Origin of the sequence: Pseudoalteromonas sp. PA2MD11, assembly GCF_017808125.1 — a bacterium.
GTDB lineage: Bacteria > Pseudomonadota > Gammaproteobacteria > Enterobacterales > Alteromonadaceae > Pseudoalteromonas > Pseudoalteromonas simplex.
On sequence record NZ_JADKNF010000003.1, the window covers coordinates 269,809 to 281,891 of the forward strand.

At 40.0% G+C, this 12,083-nt stretch carries 11 protein-coding genes; 7 read left to right on the forward strand and 4 right to left on the reverse strand.

The features are described 5' to 3' along the window. The first annotated feature begins 29 nt into the window (after positions 1 to 29). The 3 genes from ISP07_RS05965 to ISP07_RS05975 all read left to right on the forward strand — a co-directional run bounded on the left by ISP07_RS05965 (position 30) and on the right by ISP07_RS05975 (position 2,584). Positions 30 to 1,472 carry a glycoside hydrolase family 10 protein gene (locus ISP07_RS05965; RefSeq protein ID WP_228290529.1) on the forward strand — a complete coding sequence of 481 codons (1,443 nt, stop codon included), beginning with the start codon at positions 30 to 32 and terminating at the stop codon, positions 1,470 to 1,472. Positions 1,473 to 1,543: 71 nt separating this feature from the next. Beyond that, positions 1,544 to 2,287 carry a hypothetical protein gene (locus ISP07_RS05970; protein WP_209327091.1) on the forward strand — a complete coding sequence of 248 codons (744 nt, stop codon included), beginning with the start codon at positions 1,544 to 1,546 and terminating at the stop codon, positions 2,285 to 2,287. A 63-nt stretch (positions 2,288 to 2,350) separates the two neighbouring features. Continuing rightward, positions 2,351 to 2,584, forward strand: coding sequence for a hypothetical protein (locus ISP07_RS05975; RefSeq protein WP_209327092.1), 234 nt, complete (start codon positions 2,351 to 2,353; stop codon positions 2,582 to 2,584). Here ISP07_RS05975 and ISP07_RS05980 read toward each other — a convergent pair. From ISP07_RS05980 to ISP07_RS05990, 3 genes are read right to left on the reverse strand one after another with little or no spacing between them, the layout of a single operon-like run. Continuing rightward, complete coding sequence (locus tag ISP07_RS05980) at positions 2,581 to 2,961, reverse strand: diacylglycerol kinase (protein ID WP_199529522.1); 381 nt, start codon at positions 2,959 to 2,961, stop codon at positions 2,581 to 2,583. The two genes, ISP07_RS05975 and ISP07_RS05980, sit on opposite strands and share 4 nt — an antisense overlap. A 20-nt stretch (positions 2,962 to 2,981) precedes the next feature. Then, on the reverse strand, positions 2,982 to 4,607 hold the full coding sequence (locus tag ISP07_RS05985; RefSeq protein ID WP_228290530.1) for a phosphoethanolamine transferase: 1,626 nt from the start codon (positions 4,605 to 4,607) through the stop codon (positions 2,982 to 2,984). Positions 4,608 to 4,622: 15 nt separating this feature from the next. Then, positions 4,623 to 6,566, reverse strand: coding sequence for an LTA synthase family protein (locus ISP07_RS05990; RefSeq protein ID WP_209327093.1), 1,944 nt, complete (start codon positions 6,564 to 6,566; stop codon positions 4,623 to 4,625). 175 nt (positions 6,567 to 6,741) lie between these two features. On the opposite strand from ISP07_RS05990, the gene ISP07_RS05995 reads away from it, so the two are divergent. The 4 genes from ISP07_RS05995 to ISP07_RS06010 all read left to right on the forward strand — a co-directional run bounded on the left by ISP07_RS05995 (position 6,742) and on the right by ISP07_RS06010 (position 11,327). Beyond that, positions 6,742 to 7,416, forward strand: coding sequence for a response regulator transcription factor (locus ISP07_RS05995; RefSeq protein WP_138600015.1), 675 nt, complete (start codon positions 6,742 to 6,744; stop codon positions 7,414 to 7,416). Further along, positions 7,416 to 8,822: a sensor histidine kinase gene (locus ISP07_RS06000; RefSeq protein ID WP_209327094.1), complete on the forward strand. Its 1,407-nt coding sequence runs from the start codon at positions 7,416 to 7,418 to the stop codon at positions 8,820 to 8,822. Before ISP07_RS05995 ends, ISP07_RS06000 begins: the two co-directional genes overlap by 1 nt. A gap of 75 nt (positions 8,823 to 8,897) precedes the next feature. Continuing rightward, the gene (locus ISP07_RS06005) at positions 8,898 to 9,086 is read left to right on the forward strand and encodes a DUF3185 family protein (protein WP_054553751.1); all 189 of its coding nucleotides are present in this window, start codon (positions 8,898 to 8,900) and stop codon (positions 9,084 to 9,086) included. A 66-nt stretch (positions 9,087 to 9,152) separates the two neighbouring features. Beyond that, complete coding sequence (locus tag ISP07_RS06010) at positions 9,153 to 11,327, forward strand: exonuclease domain-containing protein (protein ID WP_209327095.1); 2,175 nt, start codon at positions 9,153 to 9,155, stop codon at positions 11,325 to 11,327. 40 nt (positions 11,328 to 11,367) lie between these two features. Here the strand turns inward: ISP07_RS06010 and queC are convergent, their stop codons facing one another. Next, entirely contained in the window at positions 11,368 to 12,048 is a 681-nt protein-coding gene (gene queC / locus ISP07_RS06015; protein ID WP_268795049.1) for a 7-cyano-7-deazaguanine synthase QueC, read from the reverse strand. Positions 12,049 to 12,083: the final 35 nt, after the last annotated feature.

Here is a 12,083-nt window from a genome sequence, read left to right on the forward strand (position 1 = left end):
GTGCGTGCAGTTTCGTACAAATAAAGGAGATGTCTAATACTGAAAAGCAGTTGTTAGGTAACATCCATCAAGATCATGTTGCAAGGGAGTTTCGTGCGGCATGGGTTGCTACTGTTGCCAATATTAACTGGCCTAATGAGCCCGGGCTGTCAGTGATAGAGCAAAAAGAACAAGCTATTCAAATTCTTAATTCACTTCAAAAACATAACTTTAATACGGTTATTTTTCAGGTTCGACCGCAAGCCGATAGTCTGTATCAAAGCTCTTACGAACCTTGGTCTTATTACCTTTCTGGTGAGCAAGGTAAAGCGCCTGAGCCGTTTTATGACCCATTAAAATTTTGGATAGAGCAAGCACATAAACGAGGTTTAAAGTTGCATGCATGGATAAACCCTTATCGTGCTCATCATCATATAGGGGGCCCAATTTCAGAACACTCAGTTGTTGAAAAAATGAATGATAAGGTAGTAAAACTCAATAATGAGACCTATTGGTTTTTACCAACCGATCAAGCCGTGGTTTCACATACATTAAATGTATTAACCGAACTTGTAGATAGCTATGATTTAGATGGTATTCATTACGATGACTATTTTTATCCTTACCCTTCTTACAACAACGATGAAGATTTTCCTGATGCTGAACAATACAGGCAATATGTGGCTGAAGGCGGGGCACTATCGATAGGTGATTGGCGTCGTGAAGCTGTAAATCAGTTCGTTAAACGCTTATATCAACGAGTAAAGCAATCGAAGCCTCATGTTCTTGTTGGTATCAGCCCATTTGGTATCTATAGACCAGGTAAACCTGAAACTATTCGCGGGATGGATCAATATGACAAGCTGTTTGCTGATGCTAAGCTTTGGCTTAATGAAGGATGGCTTGACTATTTTTCGCCGCAACTTTATTGGCCAATAAACCAGTATGCACAAAGTTACCCGCTCTTATTAAGTTGGTGGCAATCTCAGAATACGCATAAACGGCATCTATGGCCTGGTATTAATGCGTTACGCTCATTTGATGAGGCCGGCGTTGATGAAGTCGTGAATCAAATCATGATTAATCGTGGTTTTTTATCAACATCACCCGGTACAGTGTTTTGGAATGTAGCAGCACTTGATGGCAGCCAATCGATGAGTGATGTGATTGCACAAGGCGTTTATCAGCATCAAGCATTAATACCAGAAACTTCGTGGATAGCTGCGCCGCACTTAGCGGCTGTTAATGTTGATATGAATTATGTTGGCGAAGACATCCAGCTTACTTGGAGCCATTCTAATTCTGAGCAAGTATCACAGTTACTTGTCTATCTAAAATATGCACAGCAGTGGCAATACCATATCTACTCAAGTGAGGAGAGTGTAATTTCTGTTGCGGCCTCTGAAGGACAACGACCATTAGAGGCAATTAAGGTAATTGCTATTGATAGGCTCGGTAACCAAAGTGATGAGATTGAGTTGTTAATCAAATAGCACCTGTACTGCAAATACAAAAATTTGTTACGCTTTGAATAATCAAATTTTTAAACATAAAAGTGAACACAATGAAGTATTTTGCGGTCATTTTCTTAGGTTGCTTTATCTCATTTTCAACAGCTGCCGCAACAAAGCACATAAGTATTGTCAAACCTGTGGTTGCTGCGTTTAAGGCGGGTGATAAAGCGACCATTGCTAAAAGAGTCCATTACCCGCTAAAGCGCAAAGCGCCGTTGCAAGCTATTGAAAATGAGCAAATGTTTATAGAAAAGTTTGAGCAAATTTTCGATAAACAGTTTGTTGAAGAAATAGCTAACTCCAACATTCGCCATGATTGGGAAATGATGGGCTGGCGCGGCATTATGTTTGATTCAGGTAAACTGTGGCTGGATTTTGATGGCTCTATTTGGGCTGTGCCCTATGAATCAGAGACAGAAAAAGCACAACGCGAAGCGCTAATTGACGAGCAAAAACAAGCATTGCACAAAAGCCTGCGTGAATTCACAAAGCCGATATTAACGTGGCAAACAAAAAAGCATTTAATTCGTATTGATGAACTGGCTGATCAGCAATACCGCTATGCGGCATGGAATAGGGATCAATCAATGCAAGATGAGCCAAGCCTGGTGATCACAGGGGGCACATTAAGCTTTGATGGCAGTGGAGGGAATCATTTTTATACCTTTACTAACAACGGTTATCGTTATGTCTGTCATGTTACTGCGCTTGGTACCGAACACTCGCCATCAGGGCTGTTAGAGGTGTTTAAAAATAATGTACAGATATTGTCTGAGCCTGTTTTAAGTTATTAGTATGTTCTTCTTATTTTGCACTACACTTATTCTTCCAAAGGAGTTTTTCTAAAGGAGTAAGTTATGGGTACAAAATTCTGGGTGATCAGAGCCGCTAAAGTTTTTACGCTGGTGTCTATTTTATTATTTATGATAGAAATTCTAAAAGGTCACGAGACACTCAGCGCGTTAGGTTTTGCGCTACTTTGGTCTTTTATTGCCACGGCCATTTTTATTGCAACCCGTTTATATCATTCATCAAAAGGGCGCTACTGTGCACTTTGTAATGACACCCCTGATGATAAAAAAGTAAGCTAACTTAGGTTATTAATAAACACGCCGCCCCAGACCAACACACAAATTGTTAGAGCAATCAGTACGGCTGCGGATCCTAAGTCTTTAGCTAGGCCTGATAATGGATGAATTTCAAGGCCTATTCGGTCTATGGCGGCTTCAATTGCCGTATTGACGACTTCAGCAAACATCACAAATAGCACTGATACAAGCAGCATTATTTTCTCATACAGGCTGATCTGCCAGACAAAAACCACTGCTATGGCAAGGACCAACAGTATCAGCTCTTGTTTAAAAGCAGACTCATGCTTTGCCAACCACGTGAATGCTCGTTGGGAGTTTTTGAATGCGAGGCGAATACGTTTAATGCCAATGGGTTTGTTAGTGCTATCAAATTGCATAGTTTGAAATCTCTATTTCGTTAGCTTTGTGTTGAGCAAGTATTAAAAATATCTTGCTCTGGGCGATATTCAGTGCTTTGTATATGAGTTAAGCCAAGTAGGGTGTCAAAAATGTTATCGTGTGAAAAAGCATGGTTACGCAATTGTTCGATACATTGATTAAAGCGGGTATTGGCCAGTTTATTACTCCAAAATAGCATAGGCACATGGGTTTGCTCTTTAGGCGCTAATGCATATGGGAAGCCATGTAAGTACAAGCCTTTTTCACCCAGTGATTCACCATGATCAGAAACATACAGCAGAGCTTTGTCATCCGCCGGACTGTTTTGCAGTAATTTAATAAGCTTACTCAGCACTAGGTCGGTATAAGCAATGGTATTGTCATACGTGTTTGTCAGTTGCTCAATGTTACAATTTTGAATATCGCTACGTGGGCAGTCCGGCAAAAATTTACTGTCTTTTTCTGGATAGCGACGATAGTAGGTTGGCCCGTGTGAACCTATCATATGTAACACTATTAGTTGGTACTTTGCACTACTTTTGGCAAGCTTTGCAGCTAATGCTTCAACCAATACTTCATCAAAACAATAACGTCCGTCACAAAGTGGGTTGCTCTTTGTGGGTTCTACCGTTTGTGAGTTTACTCGTGCGCAAACACCTTTACAGCTGCTATTGTTATCAATCCACGTTACTTCGACACCACTGCGTTGAATGATATCTAGAGCATTTTCTTGGCTTTGCGCGATGCGCGAATCATAGTGATTGCGGTCTAAGCGCGAGAACATGCAAGGCACTGAAATGGCCGTTGCGGTGCCACATGAACTTACATCACTGAAATATTTAACGCCAAGTTTAGGGGTATATTGATTAGTTGGCTTGTCGTAACCTTGCAGTGAGAAATTTGCTGCACGGGCAGTTTCACCTACCACCATAATCGTCAGTGAACTTTGTTGCTTAGCTAATAGGTGTGGTGTTTTATCTAAGACTTTAAATGGTAAAGGTGGATAAAAATAATTATCGCGCAGGTACTTATAGTCCGCAGTATAAAATGCAAAAGGGGTAATGTAGCTGGTTAATTGGCGATTATTACGCCCTACAGAGGCGTAATCTTTATAAAATGGGACGGCAATAACAGCTACAGCAATAAACGCTGTAACGTTAAGAAGCGTAAAGCTTTTAAGGCGAACACGAAAGTTTCCGACAATTTTAAAGCGACAAAACAAGTAAGCAGGCAGTACGCCTAGCACAGTAATAAAAGCGATAACTTGTACATTAATATATGAGAATGCTTCGCCTGTATTTGTCTCTAAGATATTTTGCAGCATGCTTTTATCAAAGATAACACCGTAATTTAAGGTTGCATAAAACAACAATGATGAAACCACGATGCTTGTTAAAAGCACGGGTTTTACGAAGGTGATTAACGATAACCAACTTAACACCATTGCCGTCAGTGCTAATAAGAAAAACGGCACGCTTGCTATAAATAACCAATTGACATGTTCAGGTTTGCTGGCTTCTTCAAGTGTGTTAAATAAAAACAGGCCATTAAATGCAATCACCAAGTACAACGATACCAACCAGACAAATTGGCTGTAGCTAACGTGCCATTTTTTAGTAAGGAGTTGTTTAATTTGCATGATCATAATGATTCCTCATCGCTACGATTTATTTGGTAAGCGATACAACTGTTCGGTATAAGCTAAATTGCTAAATAAGACGTGCGCTAAGGCTTTTTTGGCAAGCCCAACACTGCTACCTGTGTTATCGATGGCAACTTGGGTTTTACTTGTAGGGTCATAGCGCCAATAGCTCACTTTTTGGTTTGGCATCAGGATCACGGCTTGACCATTTTCTACGTAAGCAAAGTTGTCGTAGTACTGCATCATGGCGCGCTCAACAGGGTATTGTTTCGTTAAATCATAACCAAGCATAGGGGTTGCTTGCTCAACGCCTAATAACGACAACAAAGTTACAGGTAAATCAATTTGGCTGACTAAGCGAGTATCGCGCTTTGCATCCATTTCACTATTTAAGATCACAGCAGGGATATGGAAAGATTTAAGCGGCACAGGCTCTGAACCAAACACGCGCACATCATGATCTGCAACCACTAAAAAGACGGTGTCTTGCCAGTAATCTTGCGTTTTTGCCTTTGCGATGAACTTACCGAGTGCATAGTCAGCATATTTGATTGCTAGGTCGCGTTTGTAGTTTTCTGGGTCGTGGCCTTCAGGCAGTGTTACTTTACTCTCTGGAATATCGAATGGGTCGTGGTTACTTGAGGTAAACACAAGGCTGAAAAATGGTTTGCTTGATTTATTTAGCTCACTTAGCTCTATATCAGCTTGATTAAACAAGTCTTCGTCGCTTGCCCCCCAAGATGAGATAAACTCTGGGCTTTGTATGTCATTAATATCTACAATATCGCTAAAGCCATTCCCTAAGAAAAAGCTTTTCATATTATCGAAATGGCTTTCACCGCCATAAATAAACTGGGTGGTATAGCCTGTACGGGCTAATACATCAGCAAGAGAGAAAAAGTTACGCTGAGATTTAGAAAGTTTGACCACCGAGCGCGAAGGAGACGGGGTAAACCCGGTTGTTATCGCTTCAATCCCTCGAACAGAGCGTGTGCCAGTGGCATATAAGTTATCAAACCCCCAGCCTTGTTGATAAAGCTTATCTAGTTCAGGAGTCACACCAATGCCACCTAGTTCACCAACAAAGCGTGCGCCTAAGCTTTCTTCTAAAATAATCACTAAATTCTTTTGTTTGCCTGTGTTAAAAGGTGTGTTGTTGGCAAGAGTAGGAATAGTTCCAGTGATAAACTGCTGTTTATAGGCTGCTTGCTTAACCGTTTGTAAAATCTCATCACGTGGCATGGTGCCGTATAAACTACTGGCATTTTTTTCATTGCCCATATTCTTAATAGCAAATGCGACACTGTAAGTTGAATTAAGGGCTAAGGAGTTAACCAGTGAGTCACTTGAAAAGTACACTAACGCAGGATTTAATGGGCGATGGCTTACTGTGCCCCTTGCGCTAATTAAGCAAACTAATAAAGTGGTAACCAGTATTACCACTTGGCCAACCGTTTTAGCATTTTGCTGTTTGCTAAATGCTGTATTTATATAACGGTACGCAAGTACACAGCTAAGCGTTGCAATAATTAAAGTGCTTATCATGGCAAACAGGTGGCCATGTAATAGCATAGAAAAGACTTCTTGAGGGTAGTCTAGGTATTCAACAAATAAACGATTTGGTCGTACATCGTATTGGATAATAAACGCGGGGGTCGAAGCCTCAACAACCACGATTAAAGTCACAACTATGCTGCTATAAAGAGTAAAAACATGCTGAAAAAAAGCGGTTTTGCTTCGCACAAGCAGATCAGCGAGTAACATCAAAACAGCCAAGGCTGACAAGTAGCCTAAACTACTTAAGTCGACTCTTAATCCGCCAAATAAAACGGCAAGGCAATCGCCATCAGCTAACCTTTGGTGTTGCCATAAAAGCAAGACTATTCTCGACAGTATAAAAACTGACATTAAAATTAATGAAAAACGGAACAAAGGTTTTAAAACAGAGAGTTTTGCTGTCATAGTCGTACTTACTTAATCGAAACTACGGCAATACTAGGAGTCGAAACTTAAGAAACCCTGATGGTAATCTTAATATTTTCTAAACTAGAAAAACTTCAGTAAATCTTAAGTGAACCTTAAGATTAAAAGCGTAACCTGATGACGCTAAAGCGGTTTTTACCTAAATGAGTAACTTATGAAATTGTTGATTATAGAAGACTCGGTGTCATTAAGACGTAGTCTACGAATTGGCCTTGAGAACCTAGGTTTTACTATTGATGAAACCGGCGATGGTGCTGAAGGTTTGAGTATGGCAATGACAGGTGAGTACGAATTAATCATACTCGATATTATGTTACCCAGTATTGATGGTATTACGTTATTACAAACCATAAGAGCAAAACAGCTTGATGTGCGTGTGCTAATTTTATCTGCCAAGCAAGAACCAGAAGACAGAGTGAAAGGGTTACTCACTGGGGCCGATGATTACCTGACCAAGCCATTTTCGTTTGATGAGCTGCACGCAAGGTTATTAAATTTAATGCGTCGCGGCGGCCTGAAAACAATCAGTGATGTGATCCGCATCGATAACTTGGCTTTAAATTTACAATTAAAACTCTTGCAAGTTGATGAGACTGTAATCGATTTAACCCCCAACGAATATAAAATAGTCGAGTGTTTGTTTAGTAACCAAAATAAAGTGATCACTGCTGAAAAGTTAAGTACTTATATTGCAGGGCAATATGACCTAGTTTCAAAAAACTCTATTGAAGCGCATTTATCCTCAGCGCGTAAAAAGGTGAGGGCAGCAGGTAGTGAACTACCTATTCAAACTAAGCGTGGTTTTGGTTATATCATTCAAGGAAAATAATGAAGTCAATTCGCAGTAGGTTAGTAACCACATTATCGATTACTATAACGGGGCTAGTGCTGAGTATTTTAGTTGCTACTGATATCGCCGTTGATAGTTGGATTGATAACGAATTTAATCGTGGCATGAAATCCAAAGCCGGTATGCTTATGTCATTGATTGATATTGACGAAGAAGGAATTGATTTTGATTTTTCAGGGCTGTTTATGCCTGAGTTTTCTGGCAATACAGAAACTGAGTATTTTCAACTTTGGTCGCAGTCTGGCGTGTTCGCGCGTTCAGAAAGTTTGGATCTTTTCTCACAAAAAAGCTTACCTTTAGAAAAAATTAAACTGGGCGAGACAAAAATCATCAATATCGAGTTACCAGATGGTCGAAATGGTCGAGTTATTTATACTCGCTTTATACCGCCTTTAGACCTAGATGATGAAGACCTCACTGAAGGTGTTAACACCTCTTTGCAACAACCCATTACGTTAGCTTATGCGGCTTCATCAGAAGAAGTTGATTTTGTTTTATGGCTAATCGACGTTATTTTTGTTGTTTCTACTGTGTCGGTAATTGTATTCATTCGTCTATTTGTGCGTAAATCAGTCGACAGTTCTCTAGCGCCGCTGAATAAACTAAACCGGGATATTAGCCAGCTGAGTATTGCCGATAAAAATGCTGTAATCGCGATAGAAGAACCTGTCAAAGAGTTGCAACCCATTGTTGATAGCTTAAATGCTTTTATCCAAGAAAACCGCCAGCTTTATTTTCGAGAAAAACGCTTAACCTCAGATATTGCTCATGAGTTAAAAACGCCGATTGCTGAGCTTATAAATATGGCTGAAGTGGTCATTCGTTTCCCAAATGAAAAAGAGCTTGAGGCAGACTTCAAACCCGAAGTGCTAAAAATTAGCCAGCGCTTAAAGAGTATTGTGTCGAACTTATTACTACTGCATAAGTACAGTGATGAAGCACTCCCAAAGCAAGATGCATGTGATTTAAATCAGGTTATTTTACGTACCTTAAAAAAATATGATTTAGAGCGAATTAAGTTTGAGTTTCAAGATGATATTCCTGCCATTGTCAGTAACTTATTTGCCCTTGAATCAATTATCACCAATCTTGTAAATAACGCAAAACAATACAGCCCCGATGAGAGCATCGTGACTGTAAGCACGCTATTTAGTAAAGATGATAAGTTGCAATTCTCTGTTACAAATGAATTAAAAGTCCCATTAACAGAAGATGATTTGAGCCAGTTATTTGATCCACTCTGGCAAAAAGACAGTGCCAGAACCTCTAATGATAACTTTGGGTTAGGCTTATCTATTGCCAAATCGTTAAGTAAAGCAATTGATGCTGAACTTCAGGTGTCGTTAAGTGGGCAAAACATAACCTTTAGTTTGATTATTTCTTAAGGCTTTGCAGGCGTTTAATATGTGTGCAACACTAACGTTATCAAAAAGAAATTAATAACAATAAGGAACAACACGATGGGAAAAATTATAGGTATTGCTTTAATCGTTATTGGTGTGGCGCTCGCCGTATGGGGATATAACGTGTATGACTCTGCAAGTGCGCAAATTAGCCGTACTTTTAGTGGTGATACACCAATTGAAGCTTGGCTCGGTATGGTCGGGGGCGCAATTTGCGCAATTGTGGGTATTTTAAAAGTTAAATAACCGCAAACATTGAAATCAATTAGCTAATACCTGATACTGTTTTTATATACAGTGTCGGGTTTGGCTATGAAAACACAATTACCAGCAAAATATTATTTAAGTCACTTCTTTGAGCTTGCTGAATTTATACAATCTCAGTGCAAGCATCTGCTTCTAGCAGAGCAGCAGTTATTTCTTGAAAAACTCCTTCAGCTTGATGAGCAAAGCTTATGTACTTTGCTGCGTATTTTTTCTCGAAAGCCAAAAATCGTTGCGTTGTCATCTTTAAATTATGAAGAGATCCCCAACCTGCACGGTGCTATCTTTAATCTAAAACAGCAAGGGCTGGTGGCACATCCTAGTAGTGACGAATTAGATCTATTGCTTGAGCATTTAACCAAGCCAACCCTGTTAACCTTATTAGCAAATGATGAGTTAATGGCGACTAAACCTGATCACAAAAAGTCAGCCAGTAAACAGCGCTTGACCCAACTGTGTAAAGAGCATATTGATCGCAACCACAGTGAATTAGAGGCGTTGTTTAGTCAGTTCGTGGTCAATAGTCGTAGCCAGTACTATGAATACTTTGAGTTTTTACATAGCGGCCGACTAAGTGGCGGCGATATCAATCATCAAAATCGTTTTGTGATGCGTGATTTAGGGATTGCAAAAGTGCGTGGTGATGTGAGTGAGAGCATCTCTCGTTTTCAAACGCTAGCCGAAGCACAAACGCATTATCAATTAAATAAGCTGCGAATGCAGTTCAAAGAAAGTGACTCAGAATCACAGTATCAAAATTTAGCCCAAGCGCTTTTAGCCATTAGCTGCGAAGATGAATTAGCCCAGAGTATCAAAAACAAGTTACTGATCCGCTTGTATAAGCAGCTTAAAGAGCATGACTTAGCATTTGCATTTGAATTACTTGAGCACAGTGAAGGCTGTAGTGAAGCGCAAGAGCTTGTAATTCGCCAGCGTTACAAACAAGGTGATAAAAGCTGGGTTGAACAAAAGCTTGAGCAAATTATTCAAGACCCACTTGATGATGGCATTTTGTATTTTGCAGAGGACTTTTTACAGCGTAAATATAATAAGCGACAACGCTCACGTTTAACACAAATGCTCATTGATACAGAGCATCAATTAGAGGTTGATGATATTTACCGTGGCGATGTAGAGCAAGGAGTGTGTGAGCATTATCAACAGCTTGGTAATACGGTATTTTTTACCGAGAATAATCTTTGGTTGAGCTTCTTTACCTTAACGTTTTGGCAAGAGCTCTTTATAGAGACCCCGCACCCGCCGTGTAATGAATTTGATCTTTATCCAAAGGTGTTGCTGGCTGATTGTTTTTACACAGTGCAACAAACACAAATTGAGCAAAAGCTGGCAAAATTCACTAGTAATGAAGCTTTATATAAATATATTTGCAAAAACGCAGGGCAGTTTTATGAAGCGCCTAACGCTGTGTTTATGTGGCACAGCGATATGTTAGAGCCGCTAGAGGTATTAATAAAACACAGCCCGCTGACAAATTTAAAAGCGCATTTACTACAAATGACAAAAACCTTTAAGCAGCTCAAAGATGGCTACCCAGACTTGATGGTGCTAAAGGGGGATACACTCACCTTTGAAGAAGTGAAAGCCCCTGGCGACAAACTAAGACGCAACCAACTTGTCAGTATTGAGGTATTAAAGCAACATGGTTTTGCAGTAAATATCGTTGCGGTAAATTGGTTTAATGATCCGAATCGTATTTATAGTGTGGTGGATATAGAAACCACCGGCGGCGTACAAGGTAATAATAAAATTACCGAAATAGCGGTTGTGCAGTTACAAGCGGGTGAAGTAATCAATCAATGGGCGAGTTTAATCAATCCTGAGCGTAGTATTCCTGCTTTTATCACCAAGTTAACTGGGATAAATGCCGCTATGGTACGTGATGCGCCTCGCTTTGAAGAGATTGCCGATACACTACGCTCACTATTAAAAGGCAGTGTATTTGTTGCCCATAATGTGAATTTTGATTACGGCTTTATTCGCAAAGAATACGCTGCAATCGGGCAAGGCTTTAAAATGCCAAAGCTCTGTACCGTAGTTGAATCTCGCAAAGTATTTCCAAAGCTTAAGTCATATTCGCTCGGTAACTTAGCAGCACATTTTGAATTGAGTTTAACAAATCATCATAGAGCGTTAGCTGATGCAACCGCCACAGCAGAGCTGTTAAATCTGATTCAACAAACACAATCAAAAAAGGCGAGTTAAACTCGCCTTTTAAACTTAAACTGTCCCATTCTAAATTAGGTTATTCGTATTCGATAGGGTCGGTAACGTTATTTAAAGCAAAGGCTTCTAAGCGCTCTTGGCAAGCACCACATTTACCACAGGCCTTGTCACGACCGTTATAACAGGTCCACGTTTGGCTATAATCAAGGCCCATTTTCAAACCGTCTGTCAAAATGTCGATTTTGGTATTGTTTAAGTATGGGCTGAAAATTTCAACAGCGTCGTAGTTGGCAATACGGCAAACATCATCCATTTTTTGTACGAACTCAGGGCGACAGTCTGGATAAATTGCATGATCGCCTGAATGGGCACCGTAATAAACTTTACTAGCTTTTAAAGACACCGCATAACCCACAGCCAGTGAGAGTAAAATCATGTTGCGGTTAGGCACAATTGTGCTCTTCATGCTTTCTTCTTCGTAGTGACCTTCTGGTACTTCGATATCATCAGTTAGTGATGAGCCACCAATCAATTGGTTGATTGCTGAAATATCAACAATCTTGTGAGAAACACCTAACTTTTCACATACTTGAGCAGCTACTTTAAGCTCTTTAACATGACGCTGGCCGTAGTCGAAAGACAGGGCATATACTTCATGGCCTTGTTGCAGGGCTTTATTTAATACGGTAAATGAGTCCATACCGCCGGAATAAATCACAACTACTTTTTGCGTCATATCTGTTTTGCTCTTACTTTTGATAGAGGTTTACTTCAGGGCGCGATATACTACACGGC